The following is a 22,005-nucleotide window of genomic DNA, read 5'->3' as shown; positions in this document are numbered from 1 at the left end:
AGTTGTTCTCGCATATCCGGGATCAACATCAATGTCTGTAGATCATTTTTTGAATCACTATGCTGGTTTGGGAGAGTCCAAGATAATGTTACGTGAACCCGACGGAAATTCTGACAGAGCTGCGCTTAATCCATGGCAGTCGCTCAGCCAGGAAAGCGTGACTTCGGTCAAGATCGGTGTCACAGACTTGGATGGCATCCTCCGCGGAAAGTATGTGAGCTTGGACAAAGCACTGTCGGCTGTTACCGATAAGCTCGGCTTTTGCAACGTGATTTTCGGTTGGGACGTAGCCGATTCACCCTACGGCAATATTGGGCATAAGGGATATCCAGATGCAGGCGTCCGTCTTGACTCTAGGACGTTGCGTCGTGTTCCCTGGGACGATCAGGTGCCATTCGTTCTCGGGGAGTTCTTACAGTCAGATGGAACCGCACACCCACTGTGCCCACGGCAGGTATTGCGACGCGTACTCGACCGCGCACAACAAACTGGTTTGACCGTGATTTGTGGCGTGGAATTTGAGTGGTTCAATTTTTCCGAGACGCCTCAATCCTGGAACGAAAAGAAAGGCGTGGACCCCCAACCTATCACGCCAGGAATGTTTGGATATTCGTTACTGCGCACTCAAGCGAATAGCGCGTACATTCAGACCCTGCTTTCAGAAATGCGCGCCTTTCGGATACCAATCGAAGGCCTCCACACGGAGACCGGTCCAGGCGTGTATGAAGTGGCTCTCGCCTACGGCGTTGCTCTGGAAACAGCCGACCGCGCGGTCCTTTTCAAGGCTGGGGTTAAGGAAATTGCGCATCGATTCGGCATCATGCCGTCGTTCATGGCCAAGTGGAATTCTAGACTGCCCGGTTGTTCCGGCCATATTCATCAGAGTCTGATAGACGGGACATCCAATGTCTTTTACGATCGCCGTCGATCTCACGGCATGAGTCGGCTTCTTGAGAGCTATGTGGCAGGGCAACTGCGCTATATGGGAGAGTTCGGACCACTATACTGGCCAAACGTAAACAGCTACAAACGTTTGGTCGACGGATTTTGGGCGCCAACAACCGCCACATGGGGGATCGACGACCGAACGGCCAGCCTGCGCGTGATTCCCGCCGGTGCATCATCCACCAGATTGGAGACACGCTGCCCCGGTGCCGATGCAAACCCGTACCTCTCTATTGCTGCAGCCGTAGCCAGTGGTATGGCCGGTATTGAGGAAGGCTTGTCACTTGTTGACGGCCATGCTTCCCGGGAAATGCTGGACCGTAACCCTCGCACGCTAATGGATGCGGTCGAGCGAATGCGAGGGTCTTCGATTGCACGTGAGTGGCTCGGTGAGCCGTTCGTCGAGCATTTTTGCTCAACACGCGAATGGGAGTACGAGCAATCGCTAACTTCCGTAACCGACTGGGAACTCAAGCGTTACCTGGAGATTATTTAGTCGGCCCTGAACAATTCGTGTGTCGTGCTGCCCGGTTTTACGGCATCGGGGCTGCGGTACCGCCGCGGTTGAGCAAATTCTCGGCATATGGGTTAGTCGCACCAACTTCGTTGCTCAGTCGCAAAACTATGGCGTCAGTCGCACTTGCTTTGGCACCGTACGTCAGCGCCTGTCGACACGTTTCAGCGTGTATCGGCGCACTCAGTGCGCGGGGTCGACGTGACGCCCTTCCTCGCGCGTCGCGTCGTGCCCGCCTGCGGGCGAGCTGTCGTCTCGGTCGCGGCTGTCGTTGGCGGCGCGATCGCCGGGCAGCACGAGCGGGCCGTCGCCCGCGAAGCGATCCAGATAGAGATAGATCACCGGCGTGATGTAGAGCGTGATGACTTGCGAGAACAGCAATCCGCCGACGACCGCCAGCCCGAGTGGTTGACGCAGCTCCGCCCCGGCGCCGAGCCCCAGCGCAATCGGCAGCGCGCCCATGAGTGCCGCGAGCGTGGTCATCATGATCGGGCGGAAGCGCAGCGCGCACGCCTGGCGGATCGCCTCGGCGGGCGTCAGGCCGCCGTTGCGCTGCGCGTCGAGCGCGAAGTCGATCATCATGATGGCGTTCTTCTTCACGATGCCGATGAGCATCAGAATCCCGATCACCGCGATGAGCGACAGGTCCATGCCGAAGATCCGCAGCGTGAGCAGCGCGCCGACAGCCGCCGACGGCAGCCCCGCGAGAATCGTGATCGGATGGATGTAGCTCTCGTAGAGCACGCCGAGCAGCACGTAGATCACGAGCAGCGCGCCGACGAGCAGCACCACCTGGCTCGACTGCGACTTCTGGAACGCGGCCGCATCGCCGCCCCAGCTCGTGATGATGCTCGGTGGGAAACCGAGCTGCTGCTGATAGCCCACGATCTTGCGCGACGCATCGCCCAACGCCGCCCCCGGGGCGAGGTTGAACGAGAGCGTCACCGCCTGCAACTGCCCCTGATGGTTGACCGACACCGGCCCCATCTTGCGCTCGACGGTGGCCACGGCCGAGAGCGGCACCAGCGCGCCGCCCTTGCCGCGCACGTAGATCTTGTCGAACGCACTCTCGTCGCGACGATCGCTGTCGGTCGCCTGCAGAATCACTTGATAGCTGTCGCTCGGCGTGTAGATCGTCGACACCTGCCGCTCGCCGAACGCGCTATAGAGCGCACTGCGAATATCGCCGATCGCCACGCCGAGCGTGTTCGCCTTGTCGCGGTCGATGGTGAGCTGCGCCTGCAGGCCCTTCATCTGCGCATCGGTCGTCACGTCCCGGAAGATCGGGTCGGCGCGCATCAGGTTCATGAGCCGGTCGGACCAGAGCTGCATCTCGCCCGGCTTCACGCTCTGCATCACGTACTGATAGCGGCTCTTGCTCTGCTTGCCGCCCAGTTGCAGGTTCTGCACCGGATTGAAATACACGTTCAGGCCGGGCACCTGCTTGACGTCGCGCCGCAGGGTTTCGAGCACTTCGCTCATGTGCGGGCGCTCGCCGTGCGGCTTCAGGTTGATGAACATGCGACCCTGGTTGCTGTCGTTCGCCGACACGATCACCGTGCCGACCGCCGGATTCGCGCGGATGATGTCGCCCGCCTGCCGCAACAGGGCGGACATCGCCGAGAACGAGATGTCCTGCGCGCCTTCGGCCGTGACCTGCACCTGTCCGATGTCTTCGCTCGGAAAAAAGCCCTTCGGGATCGTGGCGAACAGCACGCCGGTGGCCACGAAGGTCGCGCCGGCCATCGCCATCACCCACTTGCGGTGCGCGAGGCACCAGTCCACGCTGCGCACATAGGCGTCCTGCACCGATACGAAACCGTCCTCGAACCACTGCGTGGCGCGCAGCCCGAGCCCTTCGTCCTGCTCGTGCTTGAGATAACGGCTGCACAGCATGGGGATGAGCGTGAGCGAGACGGCCGCCGACACCAGGATCGCCAGCGACACCACCACCGCGAACTCGTGGAACATGAGCCCGATCACGCCCGGCATGAAGAAGATCGGGATGAACACGGCCACGAGGGAGATCGAGATCGACAGGATCGTGAAGCCCATCTCGCGCGAGCCGACGAGCGCCGCGCGCAGCGGCGGCACGCCGTTCTCGATGTGCCGCACGATGTTCTCGAGCATCACGATGGCGTCGTCGACCACCAGCCCCACGGCCAGCGTAATGCCGAGCAGCGAGATGTTGTCGATGGAGTAGCCCATGCCCTTCATGAGCGCGACGGTGCCGATGAGCGACACCGGCAGCGACATCACCGGAATCATCGTCGCCGCGAGCCGCCGCAGGAACAGGAAGATCACGAGCGTGACGAGAATCACCGTGAGTGCGAGCGTGAACTGCACGTCGTCGATCGACTCGCGGATCGACACCGACCGGTCGTTGAGCAGCTTCACCTGGATCGACTGCGGCATCTGTTCGGCCAGACGCGGCAGCGACGCCTTGACCTGATCGACCGTGGCCACCGTGTTCGCGTTCGGCTGGCGCAGCACCGCGAGCACGATCGAACGCTCGCCGTTGACCCAACTGCCGGTCTTCACCGATTCCACGCTGTCCTGCACTTCGGCCACGTCGCGCAGATACACCGGGTTGCCGTTCACGCTAGCGATGATCAGGTTCGCGAACTGGTCGGCCTTCGTCATCTGACGGTTGGCCTCGATGGTGAGCGTCTGGCGCGCGCCATCGAGCGTGCCCACCGGACTGTTGGCGTTGGCCGAGGCGAGCGCGCGCGCCACGTCGTCGAGCGTGAGCTTGCGTGCGGCGAGCGCGTCGGGGCGCGCCTTGACGCGCACGGCGAAACGCTTCTGTCCATAGATCAGCACCTGCGCCACGCCAGGCAGCGTGGAGAGCGTGGGCGAGACGAGGTTTTCCGCGTAGTCGTCGAGTTCGGCGAGCGACATCGACGGCGAGTTCATCGCGAGAAACAGGATCGGCGCATCCGCCGGATTGACCTTGCGATAGGACGGCGGCGTGGTCATCTCCACCGGCAGCTTGCGCTGCGCGCGGAACAGCGCCGCCTGCACGTCGACGGCGGCCGCATCGATGTCGCGATCGCTGTCGAACTCGATGATGATCGACGTCGTGCCCTGCGTATTGGTCGAGCTGATGACCGCCACGCCGGCGATCGTCGAGAACTGCTTTTCCATCGGCGCGGCAACCGAAGCGGCCATCGTCTCGGGGCTCGCACCGGGCAGCGTTGCCGTGACCTGGATGACCGGCGAGTTGTAGCTGGGCAGCGCGGAGATCGGGATCTGGCCGTACGCGATCAGGCCGGCCACGACGGCGGCCACGCACAGCAGGATCGTCATGACCGGCCGGCGGATGCAGAGCTCGGACAGGTTCATGACGAGGCCTTCACGATCGTGACGGTGTTGCCCGGGCGCAGGTTCTCGGCACCTTCCTGCACGACGCGGGCGCCGGCTTCCACGCCTTCGACCACGGCGAGCTTCGCTTCCACGTAGCCGACCTTCACGGGCTTCGCGCTGACCTTGTTGTCGGCCCCGATCACGTAGACGAACTTGCCGTCCGGACCGGTCTGCACGGCTTGCGGCGGCACCACGCTCGCCTGCTTGAGCACGCGGCCGATCACGGCGACGTTCAGGTACATGCCGGGCCAGAGCCGGGCGTCGCGGTTGTCGTAGGCGGCTTTCAGACGGATGGTGCCGGTCTGCGAATCGACGGCATTGTCGATGAAGCTGAGCTGCCCGCTGACCGTCACGCCGGTGGTGCCCAACGTGGCGGTCACCGAGACCGGGCCGCCGGCGCGTGCGGCCTGCAACTCGGCCAGCGCGCCCTCCGGCAGCGTGAAGCTGATGTCGATCGGATCGAGCTGCGTGATGCTCACGAGGGCGGCGCCGCCAGGCGTGACGAGGCTGCCGGGGTGGACGTTGATGGCGCCGGTGCGGCCGTCGATACCGGCGCGGATCTGGTTGTAGTCCACGGCCACCTGGCTCGCGGAGATGGCGGCGCGATCGGCGGCGACCTGCGCGGTAAGGCTGTCCACGCTGCTCTGCGCCGTATCGAGCGCGCTTTGCGACACGAAATGCTCGGCGATCAACTGCCGGGTGCGGGCGAGCGTGCGGCGGGCGTTGGCGAGATCGGCTTCGTCCTTCGCCAGTTGCGCCTGCACTTTCTTGAGGTTCGCTTCGTCCATGCGCGCGTCCAGCGAGAACAGCAGCTGGCCGGCCTTGACGAAATCGCCTTCCTTGATGTGGACCTGCCGGATGGTGCTGGAGATCTGCGGGCGCACCTCGATGGTCTGGCGCGCGGTCACCGTGCCGTTGGCAATGAGCCGCACGGGCACGTCGCGCACTTCGACCGTGGCGACCGTCACGGACGGCGCGAGTGCAGCCTTGGCGGGCTTGTCCCCACCGCGCGAGTGCAGCCACATGCCGACGCCGGCCACCAGCACGAGCCCCAGCAGGCCGACGATCCCACGACGCGAGCGCACGGAGGGCCGGCCTCCGACCGGCTTCTCCGACCTGCTCGCGGCATGCGCCGCCCCCCTTGCCGTGCCGTTGCCAACCTGGGCGACGCGCACCGGCGCGCTGCCGTTCCCCGTCTCCTGCCCGCGGACTGTCGCGTCTTCCGGCGTCGGCCGGCGGGCGTTCTCCTGACTCATCTTCTTCCCCGTTTCCCCATGCAGCGCCAGTCGCCGGACAAGCCCCCGCTCACCCCGCCGCGCCGGTTTTTTCTATCAAAACAATCGTCAATCGCCGCGCCCTCTCCTCACTCCACTTTCAAGCCCGTCAACTCCGGCCTTGCCGGCGGATAGGACAGTTTCAGTTCGGACATTGCGGCGACCAGCAACTCTGCCACCATCAGATTACGGTGGCGTTTCGAGTCGGAAGGCACGATATACCACGGCGCATATTCCGTCGAGGTGGCCGATAAAGCGGCTTCGTACGCCTTCGTGTATTGCGGCCAGAAGCCGCGTTCCTTGAGGTCGCCCAGCTCGAACTTCCAGTGCTTGTTCGGATCGTCGATGCGCTCCTGCAGCCGCTTGCGCTGCTCCTCCGCCGAGATATGGAGGAAGCACTTGATGATCGTGGTGTCGTTGTCCGCGAGCAGCCGCTCGAAATTGTTGATGTGCGTGTAGCGACGCTTGCACTCGTCGGCATCGATCCAGTCGTGCACGCGCGTGATGAGCACGTCCTCGTAATGGCTGCGATTGAAGATGGTGAGCTCGCCCGCCGCCGGCACGGCCATGTGTACGCGCCACAGGAAGTCGCGCGCCAGTTCGATGGGCGTGGGCGCCTTGAAATTGGCCACGCGAACGCCTAGCGGATCGACATTCTGGAAGACCGCGCGGATCGTGCCGTCCTTGCCGCTGGTGTCCATCCCCTGGAGTACGAGCAGTACGCGGTGCCTGCTGTTGGCGTGCAGGATGGTCTGCAGTTCGTCGAGCCTGGCGGCCAGTTCGGCCATGTGCGCCTTGTCGTCGTCCTTGGTCTCGCCCGCAAACGGCTTCTCCGCCGGATCGTAGTCAGACAGGTCGAGCTTCTTGCCGAGCGGTACGCGGAATTTCTCGAACATCGCCAACTCCCTACTCCCTCGATGCGCCCGAATCGGGACGCTGGAATCGGCAGTATGGCGCAATTTGCGGACCGCAAAAAAAATCGCGGCATAAGCGAATCGCTGCGCGAGATATGGCGCGCGGATAAAACAAAAGCGCGGCACCGGACAGGCTGCCGCGCTTGGGCCCGACGCCCCCCGGTGGCGGGAGGCGTCGGAAGCCGGATGACGATCAGGCGCCGAGCTTCTTCTTGAGCAGCTCGTTGACCTGCGCCGGGTTCGCCTTGCCCTTGGTGGCCTTCATCGCCTGGCCGACCAGCGCATTGAACGCCTTCTCCTTGCCCGCGCGGAATTCCTCGACGGACTTGGCGTTGGCCGCGAGCACCTCGTCGATGATCTTCTCGATGGCGCCGGTGTCGGTGATCTGCTTGAGGCCCTTCGCCTCGATGATGCGATCGGCCGCGCCTTCGTCGCTCGCGCGCTCCTCCCACATCAGTTGGAACACTTCCTTGGCGATCTTGTTGGAGATCGTGTTGTCGGCGATGCGCGCGAGCAGACCCGCGAGCTGGGCGCTCGAGACCGGGCTGGCGTCGATGCCGATGTCTTCCCGATTCAGTTGCGAGGACAGCTCGCCCATGATCCAGTTGGCGGCCGGCTTCGCGCTGGCCTTGCCGGCCTTCGCCACCACGGCTTCGAAGTAGGCGGCCTGCGCCTTCGACTGCGTGAGCACGGCGGCGTCGTACTCCGATAGGCCGTACGACTCGACGAAGCGCGCCTGCATGCCGGCGGGCAACTCGGGCAGCGCGGCGCGCACACGCTCGACCCACTCGCTGTCGATCACGAGCGGCATCAGGTCCGGGTCCGGGAAGTAGCGGTAGTCGTGCGCGTCTTCCTTGCTGCGCATCGAGCGCGTTTCCTTCTTGTCCGGATCGTACAGACGCGTTTCCTGCACTACCTCGCCACCGTCTTCGATCAATTCGATCTGGCGACGCACCTCGTACTGAATCGCCTCCTCGAGGAAGCGGAACGAGTTCAGGTTCTTGATTTCGGCGCGCGTGCCGAATGCCTTCTGACCGACCGGACGCACCGACACGTTGGCGTCGCAGCGGAACGAGCCTTCCTGCATGTTGCCGTCGCAGATGCCGAGCCACACCACCAGGCCGTGCAGCGCCTTCGCGTAGGCCACGGCTTCCGCCGCGCTGCGCATGTCGGGCTCGGTCACGATCTCGAGCAGCGGCGTGCCCGCGCGGTTCAGATCGATGCCGGTCATGCCGGCGAAGTCTTCGTGCAACGACTTGCCCGCGTCCTCTTCCAGGTGCGCGCGCGTGAGCGTCACGACCTTCTCGTAAGCTTCACGACCGGTGCGGGCGTCCGCTTCGACCTGGATCTTCAGCGAGCCGCCCTGCACCACCGGGATTTCGTACTGGCTGATCTGATAGCCCTTGGGCAGATCCGGGTAGAAGTAATTCTTGCGCGCGAAGATGCTGCGCGGCGCAATCGTCGCGCCAATGGCCAGACCGAATTCGATCGCGCGCTCGACCGCGCCGCGATTGAGCACCGGCAACACGCCCGGCAGCGCCAGATCCACGGGACAGGCCTGCGTGTTGGGGGCGGCGCCGAACTGCGTCGACGCGCCCGAGAAAATCTTGGAAGCGGTGGAGAGCTGTGCGTGCGTCTCCAGACCAATAACGACTTCCCATTGCATAAGGTTCACCCTGTCTCAACTTGTCGGCACGGCACTCTCGCCCTGCCCTTGCCGCCGGCGCGTCCTCCCGTTCTCCCGTTCGGGCGACGCACCAGCGCGTTCCTGTTCTCGCCTCCGGCGCGCGTGCTTACCGGCGGGTATCCGCCGCGCAGATGCCCGAGCGCGGATCGAAGCTCACCGGCCAGGCGTTCTCATAGATGCCCGGCGTGCAATACGACTCGCAGTTCGCATGCCCGATGGTCACGTTGCCCGGATCCTGCCAGATCAGCAGCTTGCAGTTGCCGCGGTTCGCCCGCAGCTCGATGCTCGGACGCCACTGCGTCTGGTGGAAGTCCGCCAGATTGAAGTGGCAACTGCCGCGGTTGCCGACCCACAGACGCCAGTCGAGCGTCTGCACCTGGTTGGCCGAGACCTTGAGCGTTGCCTGCTCGCGGAAGCCGTCCTCGTCCGTCTGCGAGCAGTAGCCCGACAGATTGATTTCACGATAGGCGATGGGCGTCGGCCGGTTGAACGGCAAGGTGCACGATGCCAGCGCAAGCACCAGACCGGTCAGCGTCAGCGCCTTGGCCGCCAGATTGGCCATTGCGGGCCGGGACGTCACCACACGCGTGCGGGCCATGATCAGCGACCCGCCGGAGCGCGCCGGTGCCAGTCCGTCGCGCGCTGGAACGCGTCGGCCACTTGCAGCAGGCGGGCTTCGTCGAAATAGTTGCCGATCATCTGCAGACCGACCGGACGCCCATCGCGCCCCGCGCCGACCGGCAGGCTCATGCCCGGCAGACCGGCCAGGCTCACCGACAGCGTGTAGATGTCGGCCAGATACATCTGCACCGGATCGGCGCTCTTCTCGCCGAGGTTCCACGCCACCGACGGCGCCACCGGGCCCATGATCACGTCGCACTGCGCGAACGCGTTCTGGAAGTCCTGCGCGATCAGACGACGGATCTTCTGCGCCTTCAGGTAATAGGCGTCGTAGTAGCCATGCGAAAGCACGTACGTGCCCACCAGAATGCGGCGCTTGACCTCGGTGCCGAAGCCTTCGGCGCGCGACTTCTTGTACATGTCGAGCAGATCGCGGTACTCGCCGGCACGGTGGCCGTAGCGCACACCATCGAAACGCGACAGGTTCGACGACGCTTCGGCCGGGGCCAGCACGTAGTACACCGGGATCGACAGCTCGGTCTTGGGCAGCGACACCGGCACGCGCACGGCACCGAGCTTCTCGAATTCGGCGAGGGCTTGGTCGATGGCCTGGCGCACGTCGGCATCGAGCCCCTCGCCGAAGTATTCGGCGGGCAGACCGATGCGCAGACCGGCGAGCGGCTTGTCGGCCGTCGCGCCATCGAGCGGCTTGCCCAGGCCGCGGGCGAAGTCCTCGTCGGCGCGCTCCAGGCTGGTGGAGTCGCGCGCATCGAAGCCAGCCATGCCGTTGAGCATCCAGGCGCAGTCCGCGGCACTATGACCGAACGGGCCGCCCTGATCGAGCGACGACGCGAACGCGATCATGCCGTAGCGCGACACGCGGCCATACGTCGGCTTGATGCCGGTCACGCCGCAAAACGCTGCCGGCTGACGGATCGAGCCGCCCGTGTCGGTGCCGGTGGCGACCGGCGCGAGACGCGCCGCCACCGCGGCGGCCGAGCCACCCGACGAACCGCCGGGCACGGCGCGCGTGTCCCACGGGTTCTTCACCGGGCCGAAGTGCGAGTTTTCGTTCGACGAACCCATCGCGAATTCGTCCATGTTGGTCTTGCCCAGCGTGACCATGCCGGCGTCGGCCAGACGCTCGACCACGGCGGCGTCGAACGGGCTCGTGTAGCTCTCGAGCATGCGCGAGCCGGCCGTGCTGCGCCAGCCGCGCGTGACGAACACGTCCTTGTGCGCGACGGGAATGCCCAGCAGGGGGCGCGTGGCGCCTTCACCGGCGGCGATGCGCGCATCGGCCGCGCGCGCCTGCGCGAGGCTCGCGTCGGCATCGACGTGCACGAAGGCGTTCAGATCGGCGGCGCCGGCAATGCGGTCCAGATAGTGCTGCGTGAGCTCCACGCTCGAGACGCGCTTGGCGTCGAGCGCGGCGCGCAAATCCTGCAAATGAATCAGATCTTGTTCCATGGTGGCTGCTGTAGAGCGCATGAGGGCATAAGGGAGACGCTATCCGCGCGCGCCCTTCACGGCGTGCATCGGCGTGAAGGGACCAACGCGCGGCGTCGACCTCATTCGATGACCTTCGGTACCAGATAGAGGCCGTCCTGGACGGCAGGCGCCGGACGCTGATTGGCCTCGCGATCGACGAGCTCCGTCACGGCATCGGTACGCAGCCGCTGAGCGACCGCCTGGATTTGCTCGATCGGATGCGCAAGCGGTGCGACGTCCGTCGTGTCGACCGACTGCATCTGCTCGACGAGCGCGAAGAAGCCGTTGAGCTCCTTTTCCATGTGAGCCGCCTCGTCATCGGCCAGCTCGAGACGCGCGAGATGAGCGATGCGTTTGACGTCTGAGAGATTCAAAGCCATGAAGAAATCCCGAAAAAATGCGCATGGGGAAGCAGCCGGATGCACGCCTGTCGCCAAAATTAGGGACAGAATGCGGCGAATCTGCGCACGAGTGGCGACTCGCTCGCCGTTTCGCTGCGCGCACCGGGCTGCGCGGGAAGGTCGGCGCGCCGTGCCACAAGGCTCCCGGCGCGATTCGCGGGGGCGTCGAATGTGGTGTCAACGTGCTCGTTTTTCCTGCAAAACCTGCGAAATTATAAGGTATCATTGCGCATTAAATTTGCGTCGGAGCGTGTTTTTGACCCTCCGCCGCTGTCGCGCAGGTGGGCCACGGCGAGTCCGGGGGGCGCGACAGACGATCGCGCAGTCCAGTGGAAGACCCTGACGCGACGGATTTATGACGGCAGCCCCGCCTCCTGCCCGGTACAGCATTCCTCGGTTTGTCAGCATGTTTCGCGAGCCGCCGCATGGCGCCTGGCGATTTTTTTGCGAACAGGCCGGAACCCAGATGACAGGCAGCCGTCCCAGTCACAACCATTGGGACGGCTTCACGCAAACACAGGATTTTGCATGTTCGGTTTTCTTCGCAGCTACTTCTCCAACGACCTGGCCATCGATCTGGGCACGGCCAACACCCTCATCTACATGCGCGGCAAGGGCGTCGTCCTCGACGAACCGTCGGTAGTCGCCATCCGTCAGGAAGGTGGCCCGAGCGGCAAGAAGACGATCCAGGCCGTCGGCAAGGAAGCCAAGCAGATGCTCGGCAAGGTGCCGGGCAACATCGAGGCCATCCGCCCGATGAAGGACGGCGTGATCGCCGACTTCACGGTGACCGAGCAGATGATCAAGCAGTTCATCAAGATGGCGCACGAGTCGCGCCTGTTCTCGCCGTCGCCGCGCATCATCATCTGCGTGCCGTGCGGCTCGACCCAGGTCGAGCGTCGCGCCATCAAGGAAGCCGCGCACGGCGCCGGCGCCTCGCAGGTCTACCTGATCGAAGAGCCGATGGCCGCCGCCATCGGCGCCGGGCTGCCGGTCTCGGAAGCCACGGGCTCGATGGTCGTCGACATCGGCGGCGGCACGACCGAAGTGGGTGTGATCTCGCTGGGCGGCATCGTCTACAAGGGTTCGGTGCGCGTCGGTGGCGACAAGTTCGACGAAGCCATCGTCAACTACATCCGCCGCAACTACGGCATGCTGATCGGCGAACAGACCGCCGAAGCCATCAAGAAGGAAATCGGCTCGGCCTTCCCGGGTTCGGAAGTCAAGGAAATGGAAGTCAAGGGCCGCAACCTCTCGGAAGGGATTCCGCGCGCCTTCACCATTTCCAGCAACGAAATCCTCGAAGCGTTGACCGATCCGCTCAACCAGATCGTGTCGTCGGTGAAGATCGCGCTGGAGCAGACGCCGCCGGAACTGGGCGCCGACATCGCCGAGCGCGGCATGATGCTCACGGGCGGTGGCGCGCTGCTGCGCGACCTCGACCGTCTGCTCGCCGAAGAAACCGGCCTGCCGGTGCTCGTCGCCGAAGACCCGCTCACCTGCGTGGTGCGCGGCTCGGGTATGGCCCTCGAGCGCATGGACAAGCTCGGCAGTATCTTCTCCTACGAGTAAGCCGACGTGCGCGGTTCGTCGTCCGGCGCGGTGGGGCAATCCCGTCCACACCACGCCAGGCACGACCCGCCGCGCAGCAAGACCCCGCGCACGGCGCCGCAGCGTCGCGCACGACTGACATCACACGCGCACCGCAGCGCCTCGCTGCGCGTGCTTCCCTGAAGGGCCCACCATGCAGTACAGTCCGCCGCCACTGTTCAAACAGGGACCGTCGGCGTTGGCCCGGCTGATCTGTTTTGTCGCGCTCGCCATCGGCCTGCTCGTGGTCGACTCGCACTACAACACGCTCGAGCGGCTGCGCGCCGTCGTCGGGACGGCCCTTTATCCGGTACAACGGCTCATGCTGCTGCCGCGCGACGCCATTCTCGGCGTTGCGGGTTTCTTCTCCACCGAATCGCAGTTGACGAGCGAGAACCACCTCCTGCGCGAGCGCAATCTCGCCCTTTCGGTGCAGGCCCAGCGCAACAATCAACTGGTCAGCGAGAATGAGCACCTGCGCCAGTTGCTCTCGCTGCGCGAGCGCCTGCCGGTGCCGAGCATCCCCGCCGAAATCGAATACGACACGCGCGATCCGTTCACGCAGCGCGTGGTGATCGACCGGGGCACGAAGCACGGCGTGAAGCTCGGCGCGCCGGTCGTCACCGAACAGGGCCTGCTCGGACAGGTCTCGCGCGTGTTCCTGCTGCAAAGCGAAGTCACGCTGCTCACCGACCGCGAACAGGCGGTGCCCGTGCAGGTCGAGCGCAGCGGCGTGCACAGCGTGATCTACGGCGGCCTGCGCGGCGACGTGCTCGACCTGCGCTTCATCCCACTGTCGGCCGACGTGAAGGTCGGCGACGAAATCGCCACGAGCGGTCTGGACGGCATCTATCCGGCCGGCCTGCCGGTGGCGCGCATCACCAAGGTCGACCGCGTCTCCGACACCGCGTTTGCGCGTATTCTGTGTCAGCCGGTGGCCAATCTGCGCAGCCAGCGCCAGGTGCTGGTTCTGCAATACACCACGCCGCTTGCCCTGCATCCGGACGCCGCCGCCGATCTCGCGCGCGCCTCCGATCCGTCCGCGAGCGGCGAGAAGCCTGGCCAGAAAGGCGGCACGCGCGCCGATCCGAAACGCGCGCCGACCATCAGAAAAGGCCACTGAGGAATCGACATGTCACGACCGCAATACATTCTGCTGCCGGTCAATCCGTACTTCATCGCGCTCAGCCTCGTGGTGGCGTTTCTGGTGAACCTGATGCCGTGGGGCCACGCGCCGGCCATGCCCGACTTCGTCGCGCTGGTGCTCATGTTCTGGAACATCCACCAGCCCCGCAAGGTCGGCATGGGCGTGGCGTTCCTCGTCGGATTGCTCATGGACGTGCACAACGCCGGCCTGCTTGGCGAGCACGCCCTCGCCTACACGCTGCTGTCCTACGGCGCGATCATGATTCACCGCCGGGTGCTGTTCTTCACGCTGCTCGGACAGGCGCTCACGGTGCTGCCGCTGCTGCTGCTCGCGCATGTGGTGCCGTTCATCATCCGTCTGGCGACGGGGGCGGCGTTCCCGGGCTGGTGGCCGCTCGCGGCGAGCTTCGTCGAAGCCTTGCTATGGCCGGTAATCAGCGTCCTGCTGCTGGCGCCGCAAAAGCGCGCCGTCGACCGAGACGACACGCGTCCGATCTGACGGGCCCGCCGCCCGCCCGATCGCGCCACCGAGCCCCGCCCGCATGACCGAGTTCAAGAATCCTCAGCAACAACTGCAGACGTTCCATCTGCGGGTGACGGCGGCCGCGCTCTTCGTGCTGATCTGTTTCAGCCTGCTCGGCGTACGCTTCGTCTACCTGCAGGTCTTCCGCCACAACCAGTACGCGCTGCAAGCCGACGAAAACCGCGTCTCCCTCGCGCCCATCGTGCCCAACCGGGGCGTGATCATGGACCGCAACGGCGTGGTGCTCGCGCGCAACTATTCCGCCTACACGCTGGAAATCACGCCGTCCAAGATCGGTCGTCCGCTCGAAGACCTGATCACCGATCTGTCCGACGTAATCGAGATCACGCCGCGCGACCGCGCCCGCTTCAAGAAGCTCATGGACGACAGCAAGAGCTTCGAGAGCCTGCCGATCCGCACGCGCCTGACCGACGAGGAAGTCGCGCGCTTCACCGCGCAGCGTTTCCGTTTCCCCGGCGTGGACGTGCACGCTCGCCTGTTCCGGCAATATCCGCTCGGCGAGACGGCCGCGCACGTGATCGGCTACATCGGCCGTATCTCGCAGCGCGATCGTCAACGCATCGAGGCGATGAGCGACGAGAACGACAGCGACAGCGCGAAGTACGACATCCGGCGCGACGCCAACAATTACAAGGGCACCGACTATATCGGCAAGATCGGCGTCGAGCAGAGTTACGAGACGCAGTTGCACGGCATCACCGGCTTCGAGGAAATCGAAGTCACCGCGGGCGGCCGCCCGGTGCGCACGATCTCGCGCACGCCGGCCACGCCGGGCGACAACCTCGTGCTGTCGATCGACATCAAGCTCCAGCAGGTGGCCGAGCAGGCGTTCGCCGGACGACGCGGCGCGGTCGTCGCGATCGAGCCGAAGACCGGCGACGTGCTGGCCTTCGTGTCGGCGCCGAGCTTCGATCCGAACCTCTTCGTCGAAGGTATCGATCAGCAGAACTGGGACGCGCTGAACAACTCGCCCGATCGGCCGCTGCTCAACCGGCCGCTGCGCGGCACGTATCCGATCGGCTCGACGTACAAGCCGTTCATGGCGCTTGCCGCGCTCGAGCTCGGCAAGCGCACGACCAACTGGGGCTTCCAGGACACGGGCTCGTTCACGCTGGGCAATCACACGTTCCGCAACGACGTGCGCAACGGTCAGGGCTGGATCGACATGTACCGCTCGATCGTGGTCTCGAACGACACGTATTACTACATGCTCGCGCACGACCTCGGCGTGAACGCGATCCACGACTTCATGGCGCCGCTCGGTTTCGGTCAGTTGACGGGCATCGACATCGAAGGCGAGGCGCGCGGCATTCTGCCGTCGACCGAATGGAAGCGCAAAGCCTACAAGAAGCCCGCGCAGCAGAAGTGGTACGACGGCGAGACGATCAGTCTGGGGATCGGGCAGGGCTACAACTCGTTCACGATCCTGCAGCTCGCGCACGCGACCGCGACGCTGGCCAACAACGGCGTGGTGATGAAGCCTCACCTCGTGAAGGCCGTCGAAGACCCCGTCACGCACTCGCGCCAGCTCACCGTGCCGCATGAGAGCGCGCGTCTGCCCTACAAGCAGGCGGATGTCGACTTCGTCAAACGCGCAATGGTCGGCGTGATCAAGGAAGGCACCGGCCGCCAGGCATTCGCGGGCGCGCCGTACGAGGCGGGCGGCAAAACCGGCACGGCGCAGGTCTACTCGCTCGGCAAGAACGAGAAGTACAACCACAACGCGATTCCTGAATTCAAGCGCGACCATGCGCTTTTCATCGCGTTCGCACCGGCCGAGGACCCGAAGATCGCGATCGCGCTGATCGTCGAGAACGCCGGCTGGGGAGGGGCGCAGGCCGGTCCGGTGGCGCGCCGCCTGCTCGACTACTACCTCATCGACGAACCGAAGGAGCGCGCGGCCGAAGCCGCGGCACTGCAGGCCGCCTCGTCTCCCGGCGCGGCTTCCGGCGCCATGGCCGGTGTTTCCGCCACGCCGGATGCACCGCCCGCGAGCGCCGCCGAGCGCGGCACGCGCATGGCCGGCACCGCGCTCGTACCGCGCACCGCCGACGCGAAGGCGTCGGCCGCCGGAGCCGTGCCAGCGCCCGACACACCGAAAGCGCCAACTACGCCGAGCGCGCCGCAGCCTCAACGGCCAGGGAAGCCGGCCGTGAGCCCGACCGTCGCCGACGAAGCCCGCCATCGCGCCGCCATCCGGGCGCAAGGAGGAACGCCATGATGGCGCTCGACAAACATTCGTGGAAGGAGCAGGTCAAGCGCCTGTTCGTCGCCTTCGACAAGCCGCTCGCGCTGATCGTCTTCCTGCTGCTGTGCGCGGGTTTGGTCACGCTGTACAGCGCCAGCGTCGACGTGCCCGGCCGCGTGGAAGACCAGATCCGCAACATCGTGCTCACGTTCATGCTGATGTGGGTGCTCGCCGTGCTGCCCACGCAGACGCTCATGAAGTTCGCGGTGCCGCTCTACACGGCCGGTGTCGCGTTGCTCATTGCGGTGGCGATGTTCGGCCTGACGAAGAAGGGCGCGAAGCGCTGGCTGAACGTCGGCATGGTGATCCAGCCGTCCGAGATCATGAAGATCGCCATGCCGCTGATGCTCGCGTGGTACTTCCAGAAGCGCGAAGGCAACATCCGCTGGTACGACTATCTGGCCGCGCTCGCGCTGCTGGGCGTGCCCGTGGGGCTCATCGCCAAGCAGCCCGACCTCGGCACCGGCCTGCTGGTGGCGGCCGCCGGCCTGTACGTGATCTATCTGGCGGGACTGTCATGGAAGCTGATTCTGCCGGTGCTCGTCGCCGGGGTGCTCGGCGTCGGCACGATCCTCGCCCTCGAAGACAGGATCTGCCAGCCGGACGTCGAATGGCACATCCTGCACGACTACCAGAAGCACCGCGTGTGCACGCTGCTCGATCCCACGTCGGACCCGCTCGGCAAGGGGTTCCACACGATTCAGTCGGTGATCGCCATCGGTTCCGGCGGGACCATGGGCAAGGGCTGGCTCAAGGGAACGCAGGCTCACCTCGAATTCATCCCGGAGAAGCACACCGACTTCATCTTCGCGGTCTTCGCCGAAGAATTCGGGCTGATCGGCGAAGGCGTGCTGCTCGTGCTGTATCTGCTGCTCGTGGCGCGCGGGCTGATGATTGCGGCGAGCGGCGCGACGTTGTTCGGACGGCTGCTCGCGGGCGCCGTCACGATGATCTTCTTCACCTACGCCTTCGTGAACATGGGCATGGTGAGCGGCATCCTGCCCGTGGTCGGCGTGCCGCTGCCGTTCATGAGCTACGGCGGCACGGCGCTGGTCACGCTCGGGCTTGGTGTCGGCATTCTGATGAGCGTCGCTCGCGAGAAGCGGCTCATGCAGAGCTAGCGGCGCCTAACGCGCGGTCGCGGGCGCCAGAGACGAGCGCTCACGATTCATCGCATCGAGCTTTCCCTGAGCGGCCACGTCGCCCTGCGCGGCCGCTTTTTCGTACCACAGTCGAGCGCGGCCGAGATCCGGTGCGACCACACCGTAGCCCCGTTCGTAGTAGCTCGCGACGATGTACTGCGACGGCAGGTCGCCGCCTTGCGCAGCTTTCTCGTACCAGCCGAAGGCGGTCTTGTAGTCGCGCGGCACGCCGCGGCCGATGAAGTATTCGTTGGCAATGGCCGCCTGCGCCTGCACATGCCCCTGCTTGGCCGCTTTCTCGTACCACCGGTTGGCCTGCGGAATCGACTTGTCGACGATGTAGCCGTCGTCGAACATCTTGCCGTAGACGTATTGCGCCTGCGACATGCCGGCGTTGGCGGCGCGCTCCAGCCATTGCACGGCGCCACGCGGATCGGCCGCCACGCCTTCCCCGTTGAGCAGCATCATCGCGTAATCGAACTGCGCCAGGCGATTGCCCTGCTCGGCGGCGCGGCGGAATTCGTCGAGCGCCTGCGTCTGCTGCCCCGCCTCGTAGTGATGCACGGCCTGATCGGTGAGCGTCTGGGCAGGCGCCTGCGCGGCGGCAACCGCATACGGTATGGGCTGGCACGCCACGCTCACGAGCGTGACGGCGAATCCGGCCACGAGCCGGCGCACGACGGAAGGCATCGACATGGCGCATCTCCGGGGGCGAGCATTCGTCTATTGTGCGCCAAACGAAAAAGTCGTGCGGGCGGACGCCCCACCCGCAGCGCCCGTCGCCCGCTCGCCACGCCGGCCATGAAAAACCCCGGCTCGTGGCCGGGGTTCGTTGTACTCACATCGCGCGGTCTTACGGCTTGATGTACGCGTAGCCCTTCTGTTGCAGGCGCGTGAGTTCGACCACACCGGACGGCGTGAAATCGGCATCGAGCACGAATTGGTCCTTCTTGAAGTTGCGCTGCTTGAGCGTGATCTCGCACGCCTCGAACTTGACGCCGCGCGCGTGCAACGCCGAAATCAGCGGTCCGACCGTGGCAGCATCCTTGTAGCTCTCCATCAGGAAATCGACGCCCTGCGCATAGGCGACGACCACGATGTCGCTGTCGGGCACGGTGTCGAGCTGATTGCGAATGCTGCGCAGCGCGGCGAGCGCCTGATGCTCGGCATCGTTGATGTGATACACGACCTGGTCGCGCGCGAAGGCGGGCGTGGCCGGCAGTGCGAAAGCGGTAAGCAGGAATGCGGTCAACAGGCCGCGCAGCAGCATCTTCATGTGAGGAGTCCCCTGTTAGTCACGTTGTGCAATCCGCATGATAGCGCGCCAGAGACGCCCACGACCGGACGAAGGGGCCTGCCCCGCAAGCCCTTCCACGCCGGGTGGCAGATACAGAGGCGGGGCTTCGAACATCTCGCCCGGCGTGTACGGCGGCGGGGGACTCGCGGGAAGATAGGGAGCGCTTACGCCCGGCGGCGAGTACGGCGGCGGCGGATCGTCGAAACCGGGCGACGATGGCGGTGGAATGTCGAGATACAGGCCCCGGGGCTCGGGTTCGACGCCAGGGCGCGCCGCACGCAAATCGTCGCGAAACGCGTCGCGCGAGGCCGCCGAGGGGTCGGCATTCGAGACAGGCGACATGGCCGTCGGTTGGCCGTTCAGGACGCGATCGAGCGAGCGCATGCCTTCGTGCTGGCCGAGATGATGGACCCTCGTGATTCGCACCTGTGTGGAATCGTCGAACGCAACAATGCCGTTGGACGGTGAAATTCGTGTCATACCTTCTCCGAAAATGAAAAACCCGCCAGACTCCAAATCTGACGGGTTGGCACTTTCGGTCATCGACGCCTCGACGGGCGTCGACTTCAGGAGGGAAGTATCGAAATCGTCCGGCTCTGGGCCGGCTCCCAGCCGGCCGTCCTTCTGGGCGTCAGGCCGTGACTTCCGACCAGCAGTTCGGCGTCTCGTACAGGCGCAGGCGCACCAGGCGCAGATCGCGGCCATAGTGCGCGTCGAACACGCCGCTCAACTTGTCGAATGCGGCGGCGGCGAGATTCTCCACCGTCGGCACGCGATCGAACACCACGGTCTTGTGGTCCGGCATCGTCTCGAGGAACGTGCGCACGGCCGTATCGCCTTCATAGACGAGGAATGCGTGGTCCCACACCGACACGAGGTGCTCGTTGGCGAGCGCCTTCACGTCGGCGAAGTCCATCACCATGCCGTTGTCGGACGCACCGCTCTCGCGGCTCACTTCGCCGGCGAGCGTGATCTCCAGCACGTAACGATGCCCGTGCAGGTTGCGGCACTGGCTTCGGTGATCGGGGATGCGGTGGCCCGCATCGAATTCGAGTTTCCGGGTAATCGTAATCACAGCAACGGCTCAGGGAATATTCAGGTATTTGTGCGTTTGCATCGACAGCGACCAGCGCGGATGCGCCTTGCAATAGTCGATCGCCAGCTTCGTGTTGGTGTCGCGCAGCGGACCGTCCATCGGTTGCAGATAGAAGTGCGCGAAGTCCAGCGTCTCGTAATCGGCCAGACGCTGGTGGTCCTGCGGCACCACCACCTTCAGTTCGTCGCCATGCGTGACGACCAGTTCCGCATCGGCCTTCGGGCTCACGCACACCCAGTCGATGCCCTCAGGGACCCCCTGCGTGCCGTTCGTTTCCACCGCGATGCGAAAACCTTCGGCGTGAAGCGCGTCGATGAGCGGTGCGTCGAGCTGCAGCAGCGGCTCGCCGCCCGTGCATACGACGAAGCGGTTGGCGCGGTCGTCCGCAGGCCACAGCGCCACGATCTGCGCGACGAGTTCGGCCGGCGTGCGGTACTTGCCGCCGTTCTCGCCGTCGGTGCCGACAAAATCCGTATCGCAGAACTGGCAGACGGCCTCGGCACGGTCCTCCTCACGCCCGGTCCACAGGTTGCAGCCCGCGAACCGGCAGAACACCGCCGGGCGTCCGGCGTTCGCGCCCTCGCCCTGCAAGGTGTAGAAGATTTCCTTTACCGCGTACGTCATGATTCTCTCGATTCCTAAAGGGTCAGGGTCAGGCCGCGCCGCGGTCCTGATCGCCTGTGCGCGCACGCCACTGCTCGTAGCCGCGCTGGCGCAACTGGCACGCCGGGCATTCGCCGCAACCGTAGCCCCACGGATGCAGCACGCTGCGCTCGCCCAGATAGCAGGTATGCGTATCTTCACGCACGGTCTCGACGAGCTTGTCGCCGCCCAGATCCTGCGCCATCTGCCAGGTATCGGCCTTGTCGATCCACATGAGCGGCGTCTCGACGATGAAGCGCTGATCCATGCCCAGGTTGAGCGCGACCTGCAGGGCCTTCATGGTGTCGTCGCGACAGTCGGGGTAGCCCGAAAAATCCGTCTCGCACATGCCGCCGACCAGCACGCGCAGCCCGCGCCGATAGGCAATGGTCGCACCGATCGTCAGGAACAGCAGGTTCCGGCCCGGCACGAAGGTGTTCGGCAGGTTGTTCGCCGCCATCGCAATGGTGGTCTCGCGCGTAAGCGACGTTTCGCTGATCTGGCCCAGGATCGACAGGTCGATCATGTGATCGTCGCCCAGACGCGGCGCCCACTGCGGGAAACGCTCGCGCAGTTTGGCAAGCACGTCGGTGCGGCACTCCAGCTCCACGCTGTGACGCTGGCCGTAGTCGAAGCCCAGCGTCTCCACCCGCGCATAGCGCGAGAGCGCCCACGCGAGGCAGGTGGTCGAATCCTGTCCACCGGAGAACAGAACGAGGGCGGAATCGGTGCTTGTCGTCATGATCATGCGCTAGCAGTATCGCCCTCGCCGTCAGGGCGACGGGGGCCGGGCACGCGCCTGCGGCTGCCGCCGGGCAACCCGCGTGCGGGATTTATCACGCGATTTTGAACCGCGATGCGTCGGAGCGCCATCGCCGGGACGTGATACCCATCATTGGGCAGCGTTCTGGTTCAAACGCAAAAAGGGCTTGCGAGATGCGCAAGCCCTTCGAATTTGGTGGCCTGGGTCGGAATCGAACCAACGACACGCGGATTTTCAATCCGCTGCTCTACCAACTGAGCTACCGGGCCAAGAGAGAAGCGATTATAGAGACTGAATGCGCTTTACGCAAGCCCCTTTATCGAA

The 22,005-nt window shown here is 64.9% G+C and carries 19 protein-coding genes and 1 tRNA gene; 6 read left to right on the top strand and 14 right to left on the bottom strand.

Annotation, left to right across the window (positions count from 1 at the left end; genetic code table 11):
* The first annotated feature begins 31 nt into the window (after positions 1 to 31).
* Positions 32 to 1,441 carry a glutamine synthetase family protein gene (locus tag RO07_RS00850; RefSeq protein ID WP_237171353.1) on the top strand — a complete coding sequence of 470 codons (1,410 nt, stop codon included), beginning with the start codon at positions 32 to 34 and terminating at the stop codon, positions 1,439 to 1,441.
* Between the two features lie 201 nt (positions 1,442 to 1,642).
* Here RO07_RS00850 and RO07_RS00845 read toward each other — a convergent pair whose 3' ends face one another.
* The 7 genes from RO07_RS00845 to gatC all read right to left on the bottom strand — a co-directional run bounded on the left by RO07_RS00845 (position 1,643) and on the right by gatC (position 11,192).
* Positions 1,643 to 4,804 (bottom strand): efflux RND transporter permease subunit, encoded by a 3,162-nt coding sequence (locus RO07_RS00845; protein ID WP_084072380.1) that lies wholly within the window; start codon positions 4,802 to 4,804, stop codon positions 1,643 to 1,645.
* A complete protein-coding gene (locus RO07_RS00840) occupies positions 4,801 to 6,081 on the bottom strand; it encodes an efflux RND transporter periplasmic adaptor subunit (protein ID WP_084072379.1) in 1,281 nt (426 codons plus the stop codon). The genes RO07_RS00845 and RO07_RS00840 overlap by 4 nt, the downstream gene beginning before the upstream one ends.
* 107 nt (positions 6,082 to 6,188) lie before the next feature.
* The gene (locus tag RO07_RS00835; protein ID WP_039407227.1) at positions 6,189 to 6,995 is read right to left on the bottom strand and encodes a polyphosphate kinase 2 family protein; all 807 of its coding nucleotides are present in this window, start codon (positions 6,993 to 6,995) and stop codon (positions 6,189 to 6,191) included.
* 211 nt (positions 6,996 to 7,206) lie between these two features.
* The gene (gatB, locus tag RO07_RS00830; RefSeq protein ID WP_039407224.1) at positions 7,207 to 8,679 is read right to left on the bottom strand and encodes an Asp-tRNA(Asn)/Glu-tRNA(Gln) amidotransferase subunit GatB; all 1,473 of its coding nucleotides are present in this window, start codon (positions 8,677 to 8,679) and stop codon (positions 7,207 to 7,209) included.
* 127 nt (positions 8,680 to 8,806) lie between these two features.
* A complete protein-coding gene (locus RO07_RS00825; RefSeq protein WP_039407221.1) occupies positions 8,807 to 9,298 on the bottom strand; it encodes a hypothetical protein in 492 nt (163 codons plus the stop codon).
* Positions 9,299 to 9,300: 2 nt separating this feature from the next.
* The gene (gene gatA / locus RO07_RS00820; protein ID WP_115089000.1) at positions 9,301 to 10,791 is read right to left on the bottom strand and encodes an Asp-tRNA(Asn)/Glu-tRNA(Gln) amidotransferase subunit GatA; all 1,491 of its coding nucleotides are present in this window, start codon (positions 10,789 to 10,791) and stop codon (positions 9,301 to 9,303) included.
* Between the two features lie 101 nt (positions 10,792 to 10,892).
* Positions 10,893 to 11,192, bottom strand: coding sequence for an Asp-tRNA(Asn)/Glu-tRNA(Gln) amidotransferase subunit GatC (gene gatC, locus RO07_RS00815; protein WP_039407218.1), 300 nt, complete (start codon positions 11,190 to 11,192; stop codon positions 10,893 to 10,895).
* Between the two features lie 549 nt (positions 11,193 to 11,741).
* Between gatC and RO07_RS00810 the strand changes: the two genes are divergently transcribed.
* The 5 genes from RO07_RS00810 to rodA all read left to right on the top strand — a co-directional run bounded on the left by RO07_RS00810 (position 11,742) and on the right by rodA (position 17,862).
* On the top strand, positions 11,742 to 12,785 hold the full coding sequence (locus tag RO07_RS00810) for a rod shape-determining protein (protein WP_010805637.1): 1,044 nt from the start codon (positions 11,742 to 11,744) through the stop codon (positions 12,783 to 12,785).
* A 172-nt stretch (positions 12,786 to 12,957) separates the two neighbouring features.
* Positions 12,958 to 13,926, top strand: coding sequence for a rod shape-determining protein MreC (gene mreC, locus RO07_RS00805; RefSeq protein WP_052266913.1), 969 nt, complete (start codon positions 12,958 to 12,960; stop codon positions 13,924 to 13,926).
* A gap of 9 nt (positions 13,927 to 13,935) precedes the next feature.
* Positions 13,936 to 14,448, top strand: a complete 513-nt coding sequence (gene mreD / locus RO07_RS00800; protein WP_039407216.1) for a rod shape-determining protein MreD — start codon at positions 13,936 to 13,938, stop codon at positions 14,446 to 14,448.
* A gap of 43 nt (positions 14,449 to 14,491) precedes the next feature.
* Positions 14,492 to 16,714, top strand: a complete 2,223-nt coding sequence (gene mrdA / locus RO07_RS00795) for a penicillin-binding protein 2 (RefSeq protein WP_039407213.1) — start codon at positions 14,492 to 14,494, stop codon at positions 16,712 to 16,714.
* Entirely contained in the window at positions 16,714 to 17,862 is a 1,149-nt protein-coding gene (gene rodA, locus RO07_RS00790) for a rod shape-determining protein RodA (RefSeq protein ID WP_039413787.1), read from the top strand. The genes mrdA and rodA overlap by 1 nt, the downstream gene beginning before the upstream one ends.
* A gap of 6 nt (positions 17,863 to 17,868) precedes the next feature.
* On the opposite strand, the gene RO07_RS00785 is transcribed toward rodA, so the two are convergent.
* From RO07_RS00785 to RO07_RS00755, 7 genes are all read right to left on the bottom strand, one after another.
* Positions 17,869 to 18,579, bottom strand: a complete 711-nt coding sequence (locus RO07_RS00785; RefSeq protein ID WP_039407211.1) for a tetratricopeptide repeat protein — start codon at positions 18,577 to 18,579, stop codon at positions 17,869 to 17,871.
* A gap of 157 nt (positions 18,580 to 18,736) precedes the next feature.
* On the bottom strand, positions 18,737 to 19,159 hold the full coding sequence (locus tag RO07_RS00780; RefSeq protein ID WP_039407209.1) for a DsrE family protein: 423 nt from the start codon (positions 19,157 to 19,159) through the stop codon (positions 18,737 to 18,739).
* A 15-nt stretch (positions 19,160 to 19,174) separates the two neighbouring features.
* On the bottom strand, positions 19,175 to 19,660 hold the full coding sequence (locus RO07_RS00775; RefSeq protein ID WP_039407206.1) for a hypothetical protein: 486 nt from the start codon (positions 19,658 to 19,660) through the stop codon (positions 19,175 to 19,177).
* A 151-nt stretch (positions 19,661 to 19,811) separates the two neighbouring features.
* Positions 19,812 to 20,252, bottom strand: a complete 441-nt coding sequence (queD, locus tag RO07_RS00770; RefSeq protein WP_418303738.1) for a 6-carboxytetrahydropterin synthase QueD — start codon at positions 20,250 to 20,252, stop codon at positions 19,812 to 19,814.
* Positions 20,253 to 20,264: 12 nt separating this feature from the next.
* Complete coding sequence (queE, locus tag RO07_RS00765) at positions 20,265 to 20,900, bottom strand: 7-carboxy-7-deazaguanine synthase (protein WP_039407200.1); 636 nt, start codon at positions 20,898 to 20,900, stop codon at positions 20,265 to 20,267.
* Positions 20,901 to 20,928: 28 nt separating this feature from the next.
* On the bottom strand, positions 20,929 to 21,666 hold the full coding sequence (gene queC, locus RO07_RS00760) for a 7-cyano-7-deazaguanine synthase QueC (RefSeq protein WP_039407198.1): 738 nt from the start codon (positions 21,664 to 21,666) through the stop codon (positions 20,929 to 20,931).
* 208 nt (positions 21,667 to 21,874) lie between these two features.
* Positions 21,875 to 21,950, bottom strand: a tRNA-Phe gene (locus RO07_RS00755).
* Positions 21,951 to 22,005 lie beyond the last annotated feature (55 nt).

The organism is Pandoraea pulmonicola, assembly GCF_000815105.2.
GTDB classification, from domain to species: domain Bacteria; phylum Pseudomonadota; class Gammaproteobacteria; order Burkholderiales; family Burkholderiaceae; genus Pandoraea; species Pandoraea pulmonicola.
Note: the sequence above shows the minus strand (reverse complement) of the source record. Positions and strands in the feature narration are given on the sequence as shown.

Coding starts and splice junctions, on each gene's coding strand:
- RO07_RS00850 (WP_237171353.1), top strand. CDS start 32: ATGTCTGTAGATCATTTTTTGAATCACTATGCTGGTTTGGGAGAGTCC.
- RO07_RS00845 (WP_084072380.1), bottom strand. CDS start 4,804: ATGAACCTGTCCGAGCTCTGCATCCGCCGGCCGGTCATGACGATCCTG.
- RO07_RS00840 (WP_084072379.1), bottom strand. CDS start 6,081: ATGAGTCAGGAGAACGCCCGCCGGCCGACGCCGGAAGACGCGACAGTC.
- RO07_RS00835 (WP_039407227.1), bottom strand. CDS start 6,995: ATGTTCGAGAAATTCCGCGTACCGCTCGGCAAGAAGCTCGACCTGTCT.
- gatB (WP_039407224.1), bottom strand. CDS start 8,679: ATGCAATGGGAAGTCGTTATTGGTCTGGAGACGCACGCACAGCTCTCC.
- RO07_RS00825 (WP_039407221.1), bottom strand. CDS start 9,298: ATGGCCCGCACGCGTGTGGTGACGTCCCGGCCCGCAATGGCCAATCTG.
- gatA (WP_115089000.1), bottom strand. CDS start 10,791: ATGGAACAAGATCTGATTCATTTGCAGGATTTGCGCGCCGCGCTCGAC.
- gatC (WP_039407218.1), bottom strand. CDS start 11,192: ATGGCTTTGAATCTCTCAGACGTCAAACGCATCGCTCATCTCGCGCGT.
- RO07_RS00810 (WP_010805637.1), top strand. CDS start 11,742: ATGTTCGGTTTTCTTCGCAGCTACTTCTCCAACGACCTGGCCATCGAT.
- mreC (WP_052266913.1), top strand. CDS start 12,958: ATGCAGTACAGTCCGCCGCCACTGTTCAAACAGGGACCGTCGGCGTTG.
- mreD (WP_039407216.1), top strand. CDS start 13,936: ATGTCACGACCGCAATACATTCTGCTGCCGGTCAATCCGTACTTCATC.
- mrdA (WP_039407213.1), top strand. CDS start 14,492: ATGACCGAGTTCAAGAATCCTCAGCAACAACTGCAGACGTTCCATCTG.
- rodA (WP_039413787.1), top strand. CDS start 16,714: ATGGCGCTCGACAAACATTCGTGGAAGGAGCAGGTCAAGCGCCTGTTC.
- RO07_RS00785 (WP_039407211.1), bottom strand. CDS start 18,579: ATGTCGATGCCTTCCGTCGTGCGCCGGCTCGTGGCCGGATTCGCCGTC.
- RO07_RS00780 (WP_039407209.1), bottom strand. CDS start 19,159: ATGAAGATGCTGCTGCGCGGCCTGTTGACCGCATTCCTGCTTACCGCT.
- RO07_RS00775 (WP_039407206.1), bottom strand. CDS start 19,660: ATGACACGAATTTCACCGTCCAACGGCATTGTTGCGTTCGACGATTCC.
- queE (WP_039407200.1), bottom strand. CDS start 20,900: ATGACGTACGCGGTAAAGGAAATCTTCTACACCTTGCAGGGCGAGGGC.
- queC (WP_039407198.1), bottom strand. CDS start 21,666: ATGATCATGACGACAAGCACCGATTCCGCCCTCGTTCTGTTCTCCGGT.